General features: G+C 60.4%; 18 protein-coding genes. 14 read left to right on the top strand and 4 right to left on the bottom strand.

Going from position 1 to position 15,663, the window contains the following annotated elements; all coding sequences use genetic code 11:
• Positions 1-35: 35 nt before the first annotated feature.
• Together AB5Y48_RS06925 and AB5Y48_RS06930 are read right to left on the bottom strand one after the other, a co-directional pair.
• Positions 36-512 (bottom strand): GAF domain-containing protein, encoded by a 477-nt coding sequence (locus tag AB5Y48_RS06925; RefSeq protein ID WP_050667487.1) that lies wholly within the window; start codon positions 510-512, stop codon positions 36-38.
• A 72-nt stretch (positions 513-584) separates the two neighbouring features.
• The gene (locus AB5Y48_RS06930) at positions 585-977 is read right to left on the bottom strand and encodes a hypothetical protein (protein ID WP_368164066.1); all 393 of its coding nucleotides are present in this window, start codon (positions 975-977) and stop codon (positions 585-587) included.
• 359 nt (positions 978-1,336) lie between these two features.
• Between AB5Y48_RS06930 and ccoN the strand changes: the two genes are divergently transcribed.
• The 11 genes from ccoN (at position 1,337) to ttcA (ending at position 11,239) form a co-directional block, all read left to right on the top strand.
• Positions 1,337-2,761: a cytochrome-c oxidase, cbb3-type subunit I gene (gene ccoN / locus AB5Y48_RS06935; protein ID WP_050667485.1), complete on the top strand. Its 1,425-nt coding sequence runs from the start codon at positions 1,337-1,339 to the stop codon at positions 2,759-2,761.
• A 16-nt stretch (positions 2,762-2,777) separates the two neighbouring features.
• Positions 2,778-3,392 (top strand): cytochrome-c oxidase, cbb3-type subunit II, encoded by a 615-nt coding sequence (ccoO, locus tag AB5Y48_RS06940; protein WP_050667484.1) that lies wholly within the window; start codon positions 2,778-2,780, stop codon positions 3,390-3,392.
• A 12-nt stretch (positions 3,393-3,404) separates the two neighbouring features.
• The gene (locus AB5Y48_RS06945; protein ID WP_050667483.1) at positions 3,405-3,581 is read left to right on the top strand and encodes a CcoQ/FixQ family Cbb3-type cytochrome c oxidase assembly chaperone; all 177 of its coding nucleotides are present in this window, start codon (positions 3,405-3,407) and stop codon (positions 3,579-3,581) included.
• The gene (gene ccoP / locus AB5Y48_RS06950) at positions 3,581-4,555 is read left to right on the top strand and encodes a cytochrome-c oxidase, cbb3-type subunit III (RefSeq protein WP_050667482.1); all 975 of its coding nucleotides are present in this window, start codon (positions 3,581-3,583) and stop codon (positions 4,553-4,555) included. The genes AB5Y48_RS06945 and ccoP overlap by 1 nt, the downstream gene beginning before the upstream one ends.
• Positions 4,556-4,672: 117 nt before the next feature.
• Entirely contained in the window at positions 4,673-5,158 is a 486-nt protein-coding gene (locus AB5Y48_RS06955; RefSeq protein ID WP_050667481.1) for a FixH family protein, read from the top strand.
• Between the two features lies 1 nt (position 5,159).
• The gene (locus tag AB5Y48_RS06960) at positions 5,160-7,526 is read left to right on the top strand and encodes a heavy metal translocating P-type ATPase (RefSeq protein WP_060586375.1); all 2,367 of its coding nucleotides are present in this window, start codon (positions 5,160-5,162) and stop codon (positions 7,524-7,526) included.
• Positions 7,523-7,699, top strand: a complete 177-nt coding sequence (ccoS, locus tag AB5Y48_RS06965; protein WP_050667479.1) for a cbb3-type cytochrome oxidase assembly protein CcoS — start codon at positions 7,523-7,525, stop codon at positions 7,697-7,699. The genes AB5Y48_RS06960 and ccoS overlap by 4 nt, the downstream gene beginning before the upstream one ends.
• Entirely contained in the window at positions 7,683-8,369 is a 687-nt protein-coding gene (locus tag AB5Y48_RS06970; protein ID WP_368164067.1) for a sulfite exporter TauE/SafE family protein, read from the top strand. The genes ccoS and AB5Y48_RS06970 overlap by 17 nt, the downstream gene beginning before the upstream one ends.
• 68 nt (positions 8,370-8,437) lie before the next feature.
• Positions 8,438-9,193 carry an FNR family transcription factor gene (locus AB5Y48_RS06975; RefSeq protein WP_050667477.1) on the top strand — a complete coding sequence of 252 codons (756 nt, stop codon included), beginning with the start codon at positions 8,438-8,440 and terminating at the stop codon, positions 9,191-9,193.
• 130 nt (positions 9,194-9,323) lie between these two features.
• Entirely contained in the window at positions 9,324-10,268 is a 945-nt protein-coding gene (gene uspE, locus AB5Y48_RS06980) for a universal stress protein UspE (RefSeq protein ID WP_050667476.1), read from the top strand.
• A 62-nt stretch (positions 10,269-10,330) separates the two neighbouring features.
• Positions 10,331-11,239, top strand: coding sequence for a tRNA 2-thiocytidine(32) synthetase TtcA (gene ttcA / locus AB5Y48_RS06985; protein ID WP_050667475.1), 909 nt, complete (start codon positions 10,331-10,333; stop codon positions 11,237-11,239).
• A gap of 49 nt (positions 11,240-11,288) precedes the next feature.
• Here the strand turns inward: ttcA and AB5Y48_RS06990 are convergent, their stop codons facing one another.
• Complete coding sequence (locus AB5Y48_RS06990; protein ID WP_050667474.1) at positions 11,289-11,930, bottom strand: DUF2987 domain-containing protein; 642 nt, start codon at positions 11,928-11,930, stop codon at positions 11,289-11,291.
• A 9-nt stretch (positions 11,931-11,939) separates the two neighbouring features.
• Positions 11,940-12,677: a hypothetical protein gene (locus AB5Y48_RS06995; protein ID WP_050667545.1), complete on the bottom strand. Its 738-nt coding sequence runs from the start codon at positions 12,675-12,677 to the stop codon at positions 11,940-11,942.
• A gap of 214 nt (positions 12,678-12,891) precedes the next feature.
• Between AB5Y48_RS06995 and potA the strand changes: the two genes are divergently transcribed.
• From potA to potC, 3 genes are read left to right on the top strand one after another with little or no spacing between them, the layout of a single operon-like run.
• Entirely contained in the window at positions 12,892-13,992 is a 1,101-nt protein-coding gene (gene potA / locus AB5Y48_RS07000; RefSeq protein WP_050667473.1) for a spermidine/putrescine ABC transporter ATP-binding protein PotA, read from the top strand.
• Positions 13,979-14,863 carry a spermidine/putrescine ABC transporter permease PotB gene (gene potB, locus AB5Y48_RS07005; protein WP_050667472.1) on the top strand — a complete coding sequence of 295 codons (885 nt, stop codon included), beginning with the start codon at positions 13,979-13,981 and terminating at the stop codon, positions 14,861-14,863. The genes potA and potB overlap by 14 nt, the downstream gene beginning before the upstream one ends.
• The gene (gene potC / locus AB5Y48_RS07010) at positions 14,860-15,624 is read left to right on the top strand and encodes a spermidine/putrescine ABC transporter permease PotC (protein ID WP_136613643.1); all 765 of its coding nucleotides are present in this window, start codon (positions 14,860-14,862) and stop codon (positions 15,622-15,624) included. Before potB ends, potC begins: the two co-directional genes overlap by 4 nt.
• Positions 15,625-15,663 lie beyond the last annotated feature (39 nt).

The following is a 15,663-nucleotide window of genomic DNA, read 5'->3' on the forward strand; positions in this document are numbered from 1 at the left end:
CCCATTATAGAGAGGTTGGGAGCGTTTGCGAACTCTCATGCAACCTTGAAGAGTTCGGCCTCGAGTAACGAGACGATTTTTTCCAGTCCTTCCTGGTCCTGCTCGTCGAAACGAGCGATGCGGGGACTGTCAACATCGAGCACGGCCACCACCTCGCCCCGGGCACGAACCGGGATCACCACCTCGGCATTACTGGCCGCATCACAGGCAATATGACCGGCGAACTGATGCACATCGCGAACCAGCTGGCTCGCGTTCTCGGCCACGGCACTGCCACAGACACCGCGACCGACCGGAATGCGCAGACAGGCCGGCTTGCCCTGGAAGGGGCCGAGCACCAGGGTCTCGCCTTTGAGCAGATAGAAGCCCACCCAGTTGATCTCTTCGAGCTCCAGGTTCAACAGGGCCGAGACATTGGCCATGTTGGCTATCATGTCCGGCTCCCCCTCGATCAGGGCCTTCACCTGCTGGCACAGGCGCTCATAGAAGCGGGATTTGTCACTTGCTACCACAGGGGCATACTCCTCATCAGTTAACCAACAAAACAATCATGTCGGGTGCATCATCAGCCGCCCGACGGGGCATTAACGGGTCACGGTGAAGGGGATCTTCAGCGGTCTCTCACCCTCAGTCTCCACCACCAGCTGCCACACCATGGCGGGCTCGGTGCAGGCACCGACCATGGCATCAACGACCCAGACACCCGCCTCTTGTCGGGGCTCGAGGGGAATGCGCCCCATAAACATATCCCGCCCTTCGACCCAGGCTTTGGCGGGCGCCTTCCCGAGACCATCGAGCCTGATCACGAAAGGACTCTCTGCCTTGATCGGCCGGGGTGAGGCGGTGGCGGTGAGCACCTTGTCTCCCTGGATCAGTCGGCAAGCGGCGTGCGACAGATCACAGATTTGAATATCCGTCGACGGCGATATTCCGGCGTCAGAAGCCTGCCACAGGGTCCGATAAGTGAAGGCTGCCATTAAAATTGCCAGCACGATCACAATTTGAATCAGCTTGGCCCGGGTTAATTTGCCCTGCATCGTAAAAAACGCCCCAAAGATGTCGAATAGATGTACTTTTCTTGATCGAAAACATGGTCTTTTGGCTCTGCCACACCTTGTGGCGGGGCTCAAATATATCACTGTTTATACTGTTATTTTACCTGTCACTTCATTATCATCATCACCGAGTTTTCATTTACCACCCTTTTGGATTTCGTTTTGCTAACAAGCGTTAACAAAACTCGATTCAAGGCGGCAAATGAAGCCACTTCTCCAAGGTTGCTAGCGGTCTTCGGACCACATATCTAGAACAACAGCATCGGAAGCGGAAAACAACGATGAGCCATACTACTACCCACCCTGAGTACAACTACACCGTTGTCCGTCAGTTCACCGTGATGACCATCATCTGGGGAATTGTCGGGATGACAGTAGGGGTACTGATTGCAGCCCAGCTGATCTGGCCTGCCCTCAACTTCGATACTCCCTGGTTGACCTACAGCCGCCTGCGCCCCCTGCACACCAACGCGGTGATCTTTGCATTCGGCGTCAGTGCCCTGATGGCCACCTCCTTCTATGTCGTGCAACGCACCTGCCAGGCTCGCCTGTTTGGTGGCCCGCTCGCCAGCTTCGTGTTCTGGGGCTGGCAGGCCATCATCCTCTCGGCCGCCATCACCCTGCCCCTGGGCATGACCGGTGGCAAGGAGTATGCCGAGCTGGAGTGGCCGATTGATATCGCGATTACCATCGTCTGGGTGGCTTATGCGATCGTCTTCTTCGGCACCATGATCAAGCGCACCACCTCTCACATCTATGTGGCGAACTGGTTCTTCGGTGCCTTCATCATCACGGTCGCCGTGCTGCACATCATCAACAGCATGTCGATCCCCCTGACCCTGACCAAGTCCTACTCCATGTACTCCGGCGCCATGGACGCCATGGTGCAGTGGTGGTACGGCCACAATGCGGTAGGTTTCCTGCTGACCGCGGGCTTCCTCGGCATGATGTACTACTTCGTGCCCAAGCAGGCGGGTCGCCCGGTCTACTCCTACCGTCTCTCCATCGTGCACTTCTGGGCGCTGATCTCCCTCTACATCTGGGCCGGTCCGCACCACCTGCACTACACTGCGCTGCCGGACTGGGCCCAGTCGCTGGGCATGGTGATGTCCCTGATCCTGTTCGTGCCCTCCTGGGGTGGCATGATCAACGGCATCATGACCCTGTCGGGCGCCTGGCACAAGCTGCGCTATGACCCTGTGCTGCGCTTCCTGATCGTCTCCCTCTCCTTCTACGGTATGTCCACCTTCGAAGGCCCCATGATGTCGATCAAGACGGTCAACGCCCTCTCCCACTACACCGACTGGACCGTAGGTCACGTTCACTCCGGTGCGTTGGGCTGGGTTGCCATGGTCTCCATCGGTTCCGTTTATCACCTGATCCCGAATCTGTTTGGCCAGGGCCGCATGTACAGCGTCAGCCTCATCAACACTCACTTCTGGCTGGCGACCGTCGGTACCGTGCTCTATATCGTCTCCATGTGGATTTCCGGTGTGATGCAGGGTCTGATGTGGCGTGCAGTCAACGACGACGGCACCCTGACCTACAGCTTCGTGGAAGCCTTGCAGGCCTCCTACCCCTTCTACTTCGTCCGCTTCCTGGGTGGTTGCTTCTTTGTGCTCGGCATGCTGCTGATGGCGTACAACGCCTATCGCACCATCACTGCGCCCAAGGGCTCCCTGGAGCCGATTGCCCAGCCGGCCTGATCTGAAGAGGTAACCCATGAGCAACAACAACCGTCACGAAATTTTTGAAAAGAACGTTCCCCTGCTGGCGCTGGGTATCGTCTTCGCTATCAGCCTGGGTGGTCTGGTCGAGATCACCCCCCTCTTCTTCCAGAAGCAGACCACTGAGCCGGTCGATGGCCTCAAGCCCTACACCGCCCTGCAGATGGAAGGCCGCGATATCTACATTCGCGAAGGGTGCAGCGTCTGCCACAGCCAGATGATCCGTCCGTTCCGCGCCGAGACCGAGCGCTATGGTCACTATTCGGTGGCCGGCGAGAGCGTCTGGGAGCACCCCTTCCTGTGGGGCTCCAAGCGTACCGGTCCGGATCTGGCCCGGGTCGGTGGCCGTTACTCCGATGACTGGCACCGTGCCCACCTGATCAACCCGCGCGATGTGGTGCCCGAGTCCAACATGCCCGCCTTCCCCTGGCTGGCCAAGAACGAGATCGATGGCGATCTGACCGGCAAGAAGCTGGCGCTGTTCCGGGATCACTTCGGTGTTCCCTACACGGATGCCGACATCGCCGGCGCCAAGGATGCGGTGAAGGGCAAGACAGAGCTCGATGCGCTGGTTGCCTATCTGCAGTCTATCGGCACCGCCCTCAAATAAGGAGCAATGGATATGGATTACGGCACCTTTCGCGGACTCTATACCCTGCTGCTGCTGGCCATCATGATCGGTATTGCCGTCTGGGCCTACAGCAAGCGCCGCAAGGCCGCCTTTGACGAGGCTGCCAACCTGATCTTTGCCGACGAGCAAAACAGTGCCGATAACAAGAACGCAGGAGCGAAGCAATAATGAGCACTCTGTTGAGTATTTTTGTCACCGTCATCACCTTGGGGACCATACTGGGCTGCTTTGCCCTGCTCTGGTGGTGTCTGAAGGACAAGATGGGGGTTGAAGAGGGTCAGCCCATGGGCCACGCCTTCGACGGCATCGAAGAGATCAACAACCCGCTGCCCAAGTGGTGGACCTATCTCTTCATCATCATGATCGTCTTCGGTCTGGTCTATCTGGCCTCCTACCCGGGCCTGGGTAACTGGAAGGGTCTGCTGGGCTGGCAGAGCTCCAACCAGGACATCCGCTCCCTGGCGGACTCCAAGGCGGCCACTGCCTCGGCCCAGGAGCAGGGGCGTGTGGTGCAGTATGACCGTGAACATGCCAAGGCTGACGAGCTCTACGGCGCCAAGTTCCGCGAACTGACCTACAGCGCCGATGGCAAGACCTACAAGGCCATCGAGGAGATCGCCAAGGATCCGGAGGCCCTCAAGGTAGGCCAGCGTCTGTTCCTGCAAAACTGCGCCCTGTGCCACGGCTCCGATGCGCGCGGCGGCAAGGGCTTCCCCAACCTCACCGACGGTGAGTGGCAGTGGGGCGGCAAGCCGGATCAGATCAAGACCACCATCATGAACGGCCGCCATGCCGCCATGCCGGCCTGGGGTGAGACCCTGGGCAAGGATGGGGTCAAGGAGGTCACTGCCTATGTGCTGAGCCTCTCCGGCCGTACCGTGGATCCGGTCATGGCGCGCAAGGGACAGGCCCGCTTCGCCATGTGTGCTGCCTGTCACGGTGCCGAAGGCAAGGGCGGTGAGGCCTTCGGGGCTCCCGATCTGACCAACACCACCTGGCTCTACGGTGGCTCTCGCCAGACCGTCGAGGAGACCATTACCCATGGTCGTCAGGGTGTGATGCCGGCATGGAAAGATGTGCTGGGTGAAGACAAGGTGCATCTGCTTGCCTCCTACGTCTACAGCCTCTCCCATCAGCAGTAAAGCGTGACAACGCTTTGAGTAATCAGCAAAAAGCCTCGACTCTTCGAGGCTTTTTGTTATCTTGTGTTGGTATTTTTAACCCGCTCAGTTAACCATTCGTTTCACGGTAGTAGCATCATGTCCCAACCCTGGTATCGTCAGTTCTGGCCCTGGTTTCTCATAACCCTTCCCCTCTGCGCCGTCGTCGCCAGCGTCTATACGGCCATCATCGCCAGTCGTGGTGGCGTCAATCTGGTGGCCGAGGACTATTACAAGCAGGGCAAGGAAATCAACCAGGATCTCAGCAAGTTTCACCGCTCCGAAACCCTGGGACTCACCTTCGATCTGCGGGTCGAGGGCAACACCCTCACGGTGCGTAAACTGACCGGAGATATCCCCAACCAGGCCCTCTTTCTCTCTCTGTTTCACCCTACTCTGCCGGGCCATGACAGCGAGCATCTTCTGACGGCCGATGCCAGCGGCACCTATCGCCTGGTGCTCGATCAACCCCTCACCGGCAAGTGGCAGGTACGCCTCGACGCCTTTAACCACGAGTGGCGCCTGCAAGAGACCATTCGTCTGCCGCTGCCCCATGGTCAGGTGCTCGACCCCAAGGGGCGTTGAGATGAGTGACTGCTTTCATTGTGGTGAGCCGGTTGGCACCGCCGATTACGCCCTCGAAATAAAAGGGATCAAACAACCCTTCTGCTGCCCCGGCTGTCAGGCGGTGGCCGAGACCATACTCGGCAGCGGTCTGGCCAGTTATTACGAGCATCGCACCGCCCCCGGCGCCAAAGGGGATCTGGTGCCCGAAGAGCTGCTGGCCATGGCCAACTACGATCTGGCCGAGGTACAGCAGGAGTTTGTCACCGAACAGGGTGCCGAGCGGGAGATCCAGCTCACGGTCGAGGGGCTGACCTGCGCCGCCTGTGCCTGGCTCATCGAACGCCACCTCTTCACCCTGCCCGGCCTGCGCTACATCAACGTCAATACCACCACCCACAGAGCCAGGGTGCGTTGGGATCCCGAGCAACTCTCCTTAAGCGATCTGCTCAAAGGTTTTGCCGCCGTCGGCTATCGGGCCTACCCCTTCCAGACCCACAGCCAGGAGGCTCTCTACGCCAAGGAGGTGAAGAGCTATCTCTACCGCATGGGGCTCGCCGGTCTTGGCTCCATGCAGGTGATGATGTGCTCGGTCGCCCTCTACATGGATCTCTTTGTGAGTGTGGAGCAGGAGTTTATCGTCTACTTCCAGTGGATCAGCCTGCTGCTCTCCACTCCCATCATGCTCTACTCGGCCCAGCCCTTCTACGTGAACGCCTGGCGCAGTCTGCGCCAGGGTCATCTGTCGATGGATGTGTCTGTCTCACTGGCGCTGATCGGTGCCTTTATCGCCTCTATCTGGGCCACCGTCTTCAATACGGGTGAGGTCTATTACGACTCCATCACCATGTTCGTCTTCTTTCTGCTGCTGGGCCGGTTGCTCGAGCTGCGGGCCCGTCGCAAAGCCTCGGAGTCGAGCTCCAACCTGGCTCGCATGATCCCGGTCATGGCTACCCTGGTTGAGGCGCAGGGAGAGCGGCTGGTCGCCGCCAAGACCCTGAAGGTTGGCGATCAAATCCGGGTTCTGGCCGGCGCCACCCTCCCCGCCGACGGCATCGTTCTGGAAGGGCGCGCCAGTATCGATGAATCCATGCTCACCGGTGAGCCCCTCCCCGAGGTGCGCCAGGTGGGTGATCAGGTCTTCGCGGGGACCATCAACAGCGACAGCCCATTGCTGCTTCGGGTCTCCCACCCGATGAGCGAGTCGCGCATCGCCCAGATCATGCGCCTGCAAGACAGCGCACTGGACGAAAAGCCCGCCCTGGCCCTGATGGCGGATGTCATCTCCCGCTACTTCATTCTGGTGCTGCTGCTGATCGCCGCCGCCGTTTGGCTCTTCTGGCACTTCCATGCCCCCGAAAAGGCCTTCTGGGTCACCCTCTCGGTGCTGGTGGCCACCTGCCCCTGCGCCCTCTCGCTGGCCACCCCCACCGCCCTCACCACCGCCACGGCGCGGCTAACCCGAAGCGGGATCTTGTTGCGCCGCGGCCATGTGCTCGATGTGCTGACCCAGGCCAACCGGGTGGTACTCGACAAGACAGGCACCCTCACCACGGGGGAAATCCGCCTCAAGCGGATTCAGGCCATGGAGGGGCAAGATGGACACTACCTGCAGCGGATCGCCGCCGCCCTGGAGTCCCGCTCCGAACACCCCATCGCCCGGGCCTTCCGACTCGGGGAGGTGCTGCTCCCGGTCAGCGACTATCGCCTCGAGATAGGTTGTGGCGTCGCAGGAAACATAGATGGCAAAGCATATCGTCTCGGCAGCGCCCAATGGCTCAAGGCCCCCACCGACTTTGAGCAGGGTCTGAGCATATGGCTCGAGGAGGAGGGACTACTGGTGGCCCGCTTCGAGCTCGAAGATACCCTGCGTCCCGATGCCCCTGCTCTCATCCTCGCCCTGCAACAGGCCGGCCTCGCCGTTACGATGCTGACCGGCGACAGCTCCGTCCAGGCCGAGCGCGTCGCGGCCGAGCTCGGCATCGATGAACTGGTCAAGGGGGTCACCCCGGATGGCAAGCTGGACTACCTCAAGGCACGCGAGCGCAAGGGGGATGTCAGCATCATGGTCGGTGACGGGGTCAACGATGCCCCTGTGTTGGCCGGTGCCCATGCCTCCTTTGCCATGGCCGGCGGCACGGATCTGGCCAAAAACAGCGCCGATGCCATCCTGCTTGGCGATGACCTGTGCAAGCTGCTGGAGGCTCGTCGCCTGGCACGCCATACCCGGCGCATCATCAGGCAGAACTTTGCCTGGTCCCTGGGGTACAATCTGCTGGTGCTGCCGCTGGCAGCCAGTGGCTGGCTGCCCCCCTATCTGGCCGCGGCCGGCATGTCACTGAGCTCCCTCATCGTGGTGAGCAACTCCATGAGGCTCAACAAGCTATGAATATCGTCTTCGTCCTGATCCCGATCGCCATCCTGTTTGTCGTCATCGCCGCCCTGGTCTTCTTCTGGGCCATCCGCTCGGAGCAGTTCGAGGATCTCGACCGGCAGGGCTCCAGCATCCTCTTTGACGAGCAGACCCCGGATCAGAAGGGCGAACATGAGCGCCAACCTTGATCTGCTGGGAGCCCTGCTGATGGGCCTGGCGGGCAGCAGCCACTGCTTTGCCATGTGTGGCGGCGTCTCTGCCGCCCTCTCCATGGCCATTCCCCCCGCCCATCAACGCCCCCTCGGCCGCCTCACCTACCTTATCTGTTACAACCTGGGTCGCATCCTCAGCTACATGCTGGCCGGTGCCCTGGTGGGGGGACTGTTCGCCTCGGTGGCGGGGCTCGGCCAGGGAAAACACGCCCTGGCCTGGCTGCAGCTGTTTGCCGCCCTCATGATGATCGCGGTCGGACTCTATCTGGCAGGCTGGTGGCAAGGGGTGCTGCGCATCGAGCAGTTGGGTGCCCGGCTGTGGCCCCATATCAGTCCCCTCGCCAATCGCTGCCTCCCCCTGCAACGACCGCTGGCCGCCCTCCCCTTCGGCATGATCTGGGGTTGGCTCCCCTGCGGCATGGTCTACTCCATGCTGACCTGGAGTGCCGCCTCCGGCAGTGCCGGCGCCGGGGCCTTGCTGATGCTCAGCTTTGGCCTGGGTACCCTGCCAACCCTGTTTGCCCTGGGGGGATTGGCAGATCGCCTGCGTTACTGGTTGACCCGACGGGAGCTGCGTCTGGCGGGGGGGTTACTGCTGCTGCTGCTCGGTACTCACACCCTCTGGATCGCCATCAGGCTACTTTGAGACTCTATCCAACTGGCGGTAGTTGATGGTAAACTCTTTGACATAAATCAATTCTTTCGAAGCGCCTTATGATTCCGGAAAAGAAAACGGGTAGACGCATACAGAGTGGCGGTTGTGCCATTCACTGCCAGGATTGCAGCATCAGTCAGCTCTGTATCCCCTTCTCCCTCAACGAGAGTGAGCTGGATCTGCTCGACAGCATCATCGAACGCAAAAAGCCCATCCAGAAGGGTGAAGAGCTGTTCAAGGCAGGTGATGAACTCAAGTCTCTCTACGCCATCCGCTCCGGTACCATCAAGTCCTATACCATCACTGAACAGGGTGATGAGCAGATCACCGCCTTCCATCTGGCCGGTGATCTGGTCGGCTTCGACGCCATCAGCAGGCAGAACCATCCCTCCTTCGCCCAGGCGCTGGAGACCTCCATGGTGTGCGAGATCCCCTACGACGTACTCGACGAGCTCTCCGGCAAGATGCCCAAGCTGCGCCAGCAGATCATGCGTCTGATGAGCACCGAGATCATGGGCGATCAAGAGATGATCCTGCTGCTCTCCAAGAAAAATGCCGAGGAGCGCCTCGCCGCCTTCCTCTATAGCCTCTCCGAGCGTTTCTCCGAGCGCGGCTTCTCCGCCAAGGAGTTCCGTCTCTCCATGACCCGGGGCGATATCGGCAACTATCTCGGTCTCACCGTCGAGACCATCAGCCGTCTGCTCGGTCGTTTCCAGAAGACCGGCCTCATCAGTGTCAAAGGCAAGTACATCACTGTGCTGGATCAGGCGGCCCTCGCCGTCATGGCCGGCAACACCAAACCCAGCTGCGGTTAATCAAAACCTGGGCCGGAATGCATCCCAAAGGGTGATCCGGCCCACGGCCTTTCCCTCCCGTCTGATCTAACCTTGTAGGTAGCAAGGTAATGATTCTTATGGCCCCAACTGGATGGGCCGGGGAGGAAAAATGGACAAGTACCGCAAGATCCTGGTGGTCATCAATCCGGAGCTGGAGCAGCAGGTAGCCCTGGAGCGCGCCGTGCGGGTCGCCCGCCTCGAGAAAGAGGCCGAGCTGACTCTGCTGCTTCCCATCTACGACTTTTCCTACGAGATGACCTCCATGCTCTCGGCCGATGAGCGCAAAGAGATGCAGGAGGGGGTCATTGCCCAGCGCAGTGACTGGCTCGACAAGCTGCTCGAGCCCTATCGCGCCGAAGGGCTCAACATTGCGGTCAAGGTGGTCTGGCACAGCCGCCCCTTCGAGAGCATCCTGCAAGAGGTGTTGACCGGCGCCCATGATCTGGTGGTCAAAGCCACTCACAGGCACAGCTTTCTGCAGACCTTTATCTTCACCCCGACCGACTGGCATCTGCTACGCAAATGCCCTTGCCCCATCCTGCTGGTAAAGGAGGGGCAATGGGTGCGAGGCGGCAACATCATCGCCGCCATCAACTGCTCGAGTGACGATCAGGATCAGCAAAAACTCAACGATCGCATCACCGCTGAGGCCCTCGAGGTCGCCGAGCTGCTCGATGCCAGCCTCTATCTGGTCAACACCTATCCGGGCACTCCGGTCAATATCGCCATCGAGCTTCCCGAGTTCGATCCCAAGGCCTACAACGACGCCATTCGCCAGCATCACGAGAAGCTGCTGCGCCAGCATGCCGAGCGTTATGGCATCAACGAGGCCTGGACCCGGGTCGAGGAGGGGCTGCCGGAAGAGGTGCTGCCCGAGATGGCCAACCGACTCGACGCCACCCTGATGATCATGGGGTGCGTCGGACGCACCGGGCTCTCGGCGGCCCTGCTCGGCAACACGGCCGAGCAGGTGGTCGATCAACTCGATTGTGACATGCTGATCCTCAAGCCCGAGGGCTATGTCTGCCCGGTGGATGCGCGGCGCAAGGGTTAACTTGCCCTGACCCGGGACACGGCTATAATACCCGCCTGTTTTTGTCCCGGGTTTTCGATGTCATGCAAGAAGAGCTTAACGCCAAAGAGAAGTACAACTTTAACAAGCTGCAAAAACGCCTGCGCCGCAACGTGGGCCAGGCCATCGCCGACTTCAACATGATTGAAGAGGGCGATCGGGTCATGGTGTGCCTCTCCGGTGGTAAGGACAGCTTCGGCATGCTCGACATCCTGATGAACCTGCAGCAAAGCGCCCCCATCCATTTCGATCTGGTGGCAGTCAACCTGGATCAGAAGCAGCCCGGCTTCCCCGAGCATGTGCTGCCCGAGTACCTCAATACCCTCGGCATCGAGTACAAGATCGTTCAGGAAGACACCTACTCCATCGTCAAGGAGAAGATCCCCGAGGGCAAGACCACCTGCTCCCTCTGCTCCCGTCTGCGCCGCGGTATCCTCTATCGTACCGCCCAGGAGCTCGGCTGCACCAAAATCGCGTTGGGCCACCACCGCGACGACATCCTCGAGACCCTGTTCCTCAACATGTTCTACGGCGGCAAGCTCAAATCCATGCCGCCCAAGCTGGTCAGCGATGATGGCAAGAACGTGGTGATCCGCCCCCTGGCCTACTGCAAGGAGAAGGATCTGGTTCGCTACGCCGAGATCAAGGCCTTCCCCATCATTCCCTGCAACCTGTGCGGCTCCCAGGAGAACCTGCAACGCAAGGCCATCAAGCAGATGATGCAGGAGTGGGATCGCCGCTTCCCGGGTCGCCTCGAAACCATGTTCACCGCCATTCAGGATGTGATCCCGAGCCATCTGCTCGATCACAAGCTGTTTGATTTCAAGAGCATCAACCGTGACTCCGGTATCATAGACGGGGGGGACAAAGCCTTCGATCCGCCCGAGCTGCCCGCCTCTCCCCTGCTCGACATCGAGGGGATGGAGATGCTGGACGTCATCGAGGTGCGTTAAGTCCAATGAAAAAGGAGCCGCCATGGCTCCTTTTTCGTATCCGTCAGCCTCACTGGCCAAGCCAGGGAGTCACCCTGATCGGGGGCGTCGCGAAGGCGAGGTGGCCCTCCCCCTTGAGGGTCTCGTCATCGATGGCCAGGCGTCCCTGCTGCCAGAGGAGCAGACGCTCTCCCTCTTTTCCGTCGAGGGCGACCTGACCCCTGGGCTCTGCCATCTCCAGGTGCACCCCGCGCATGGGGGGCAGGAAGTGCTTGCCTATCATGCCGGCCATCTTGTCGAGCAGGCGCTGCATATCCAGGCGAGCGATCTCAAGCGTGCCTAATGTCACCACTCCGGGGGGCAGATCGGCCATCACCTGTACCGACATGCTGCAATCTTGGCCCTCTTTCTCCATCTCCAGCACGACCTTGGCCTTGTCGAGATTAAGATCCGGATCGAAGGGAAGACGCAGCTCCCCGTCAGGGGTGACGGTGGCCGGCTCATGCCGATCCAGGGTCTCGACGCTGGCGCTGCGAATGAGGCAGCGTTGGCCACTTTGTGACTCGGTCAGATAGAAGCCCAGGCGCGCCAAACCAAACTCGCCCTTGGCAAAGGTCTTCATCTGGCTATAAAACTCGCTGTAGCCAAGCTCCAGGGGTACGGCGCCGACACTGCCCGCCAGCAGCAATAACCCCATCCATGGTGCCTTCATCGTCTCTCCTTATGCGTTGAAATGGTCCGGGGATGCGGGTTTCTCGGTCACTTCGACCCCAATCCCGCAGAGATCCCGATAGAGGATCCCCTTGATGTTGTAATAGAGCGGTGCCACCCAGATAAGCCCCAGACCCATAGGGATCAGGGCCAGGAAGAAGAGCACAAACATGATCCCGTGAAGCAGCAGCAGGGTCGGCAACCCGCGAATGAAGAGACGCAGGGAGAGCAAGATGGCCTGCAGGGGCGATACGCCCCGCTCCAGCACCAGGGGAACGCTGAAGATCAGTCCCATGCCGAGTAAAACAGAGGGGACCAGGGCCAGGGTAACGGGTAACCCCAGGACGGCGAAGAGGGGGCCGAACAGGCTGGTACACAGGGTCGAGAGCAGGGAGAGAGAGCCGAGGCGCACAAAGTGGCGGAAGAAATCAAACACCTGTCCGGCCCGGGCGCGGACCCCGAGAGACTGCTGCAGACCCAACATGTCGAGGGCGGAGGTCATGGGGGAGATCAGCACAGTGATAAGCAGGCTCAGCAGCAGGGTCAGGTCCTGCTCCTCATCCCCTGCCAGGTGGGGCGCCACCATGACCTGGGTCAACAACAACCAGATGGCGACGACGCCGGCGATGGCCAGCAGGAGCCCAAAGCCGTGGACCCGGGTCTGGGTCCACCCCTCCTGCAGGATCCCTCTGATATCCAGGCGATAACCCTGGGTCAGGGAGCGCTCCATGTCACCCCCGATACGAATTCTGTTACTCACGTGATGGTCCAACTGACTTGCATGACGACATGGCTCAAGCGCCGCATTATAGCCTGAATGTCGACGGGGTCAGCCTTTTCCCCGCTAAACGGTGGCAGAATATGCCCCCCGTAGGGGAAAAGGCTTTAATTTCAAGGGGGGGGGCCCTAAAATGCGCGCTTCTTTTCCATTGATGGCCACCGGCTGGGGTGAGACTGCGTAGATGACAAACAACACCAGGACTATCGTTTCGCTGACGGGGATCAGCAAGGGGTATGGCGGAAAACCCGTCATTGAAGGCTTGGATCTGGCGATCATGGACGGCGAGTTTCTCACGCTGCTCGGTCCCTCCGGATGCGGTAAAACGACAGTGCTCAGGATGCTCGCCGGACTCGAATCGGTCGATGAAGGGCGCATCCTGCTGGGTGATGATGACATCACGGAGATCCCGGCCGAGCATAGACACATCAACACCGTCTTCCAGAGCTATGCACTCTTCCCGCACATGACGGTGTTCGACAACGTCGCCTTCGGCCTGCAGATGCAGGGGATTGAAAAGGGCGAGGTGCAACACCGGGTTCACGAAGCCCTCACCATGGTTCAGCTCGAGGCCCTGGCCGACCGCAAACCGGATCAGCTCTCCGGCGGGCAGCAACAGCGGGTGGCCATTGCCCGGGCCGTGGTCAACCGCCCGCGGGTATTGCTGCTTGACGAGTCCCTCTCGGCCCTCGACTACAAGCTGCGCAAACAGATGCAGAGCGAGCTCAAGGCGCTGCAGCGGCGCCTCGGCATCACCTTCGTCTTCGTGACCCACGATCAGGAGGAGGCCCTCTCCATGTCCGATCGCATCGTGGTGATGGACGGCGGACGCATAGTCCAGAGCGGTACCCCGCGCGACATCTACGAGACCCCCGCCAACCTCTTCGTCGCCCGCTTTATCGGCGAGATCAACGTGATGGAGGGGGAGCTCATCGCCCACCAGGAGGGGGATATCTGGCTGGCCCGGGTCGAAGGACGCGAATGCCGCATCCACTCCGCCCTCCCCTTCACACCGGGTCAGCGGGTGCTGGTACTGCTGCGACCGGAAGATCTGCGCATGGATGACTCCGGCGAGCGTGCCGACGGCCTGCCCGGCAAGATCCTGGATCGCAACTACAAGGGAGCCACCCTGGACTCTGTGGTCGAGCTCGACTCGGGCAAGCGCATACTGGTCTCTGAGTTCTTCGACGAGGATGACCCCGACTTTGACTATCGCCTCGGCCAGGATGTCGCCATCCACTGGGTCGATAGCTGGGAGGTGGTACTGCCCTATGAGCCGCACTGATCACCCGCACAGAAGCTTTGCCCACCACGGCTTTCGTAACGTGGCGATCGCCCTCATCCTGGGCTGGCTTACCCTGTTCGTGCTCTTTCCCAACCTGATGATCCTGGCGGTGAGCCTGCTTACCCGGGACGAGAGTCAGATGATTGCCCCTCTCTTTACCTTGGGCAACTACCTGCGGCTGCTCGATCCCCTCTACTGGCAGGTGATCCTTCACTCCCTCTGGTTGGCCATGGTCGCCACCCTCTGTTGCCTGCTGCTGGGCTATCCGTTTGCCTGGATAGTGTCGCGTCTGCCGGCGCGCTGGCGGCCCCTGCTGCTGTTTCTGGTGGTAGTGCCGTTTTGGACCAACTCCCTCATCCGTACTTATTCTCTCAAGGTGTTGATGGGTACCCGGGGACTCATCAACGGAGTGCTGCTCGATCTGGGCCTCATCGAACGACCGATACAGATGATGTACACCGAGTTCGCCGTCATCGTCGGTCTGGTCTATGTGCTGCTCCCCTTCATGATCCTGCCTCTCTATTCGGCCATGGAGAAGCTGGATCTGCGTCTGCTCGAGGCGGCCAGGGATCTGGGCGCCAACGGCTGGCAGCGCTTCCGGCACGTGGTGCTGCCCCTGACCCTGCCCGGCATAGTCGCCGGCTGCCTGCTGGTATTCCTGCCCGCCATGGGGATGTTCTATGTCTCCGATCTACTCGGCGGTGCCAAGCATTTGCTGATCGGCAATGTTATCAAGACGGCGTTTCTCAACACCCGTGACTGGCCCTTCGGCGCCGCCACCAGCGTCACCCTCACCCTCTTGATGGGGCTGCTGCTCTGGTGTTACTGGCGAGCCGGCAAGTTGCTTAGCAAACAGGAGGTGCTGGCATGATGCGTCTGCTCAAGGGGGGTTACCTCACCCTCATCTTTGCCTATCTCTATATTCCGATCCTGGTGCTGATCGGCAACTCCTTTAACCTCTCCAAATACGGGATCGACTGGCGCGGTTTCACCTGGCAGTGGTACGAGAAGCTGATCGCCAACGCCAGCCTGATGCAGGCGGCCCGCCACTCCATGGCCATCGCAGCCTTCTCGGCCAGCGCGGCAGTGATCATCGGCACCCTCACCGCCGTGGCCCTGTTTCGCTACCGCTTTCGCGGCAAGCCCTATGTGAGCGGCCTGCTGTTTGTGGTGATGATGTCCCCCGACATCGTCATGGCCATCTCCCTGCTCACCCTGTTCGTGCTGCTCGGGGTCAAGCTCGGCTTCTGGACCCTGCTCATCGCCCATATCACCTTCAGCCTGCCGTTTGTGGTGGTGACCGTCTATGCACGTCTGGTGGGGTTCGATGTACGCATGCTCGAGGCGGCCCGGGATCTGGGCGCCGGCGAGTGGGTGATCTTTCGGCGCATTCTGCTGCCACTGGCCATGCCCGCCATTGCCGCCGGCTGGCTGTTGGCGTTTACCCTGTCCCTCGACGATGTGGTGATCAGCTCCTTTGTCACCGGACCCGCCTACGAGATCCTGCCCCTCAAGATCTACTCCATGGTCAAGGTGGGGGTCTCCCCCGAGGTGAACGCCCTGGCGACCCTGATGCTCGGTTTCTCCCTGGCCCTGGTGCTGCTCGCCCAGTGGCTGCTACGCCGCAAATAAGCCGTCGCCCGGACGGGCGACTTTTTTGACAGCGGGCCT

The organism is Aeromonas sp. R6-2, assembly GCF_040908155.1.
GTDB classification, from domain to species: Bacteria; Pseudomonadota; Gammaproteobacteria; order Enterobacterales; family Aeromonadaceae; genus Aeromonas; species Aeromonas schubertii.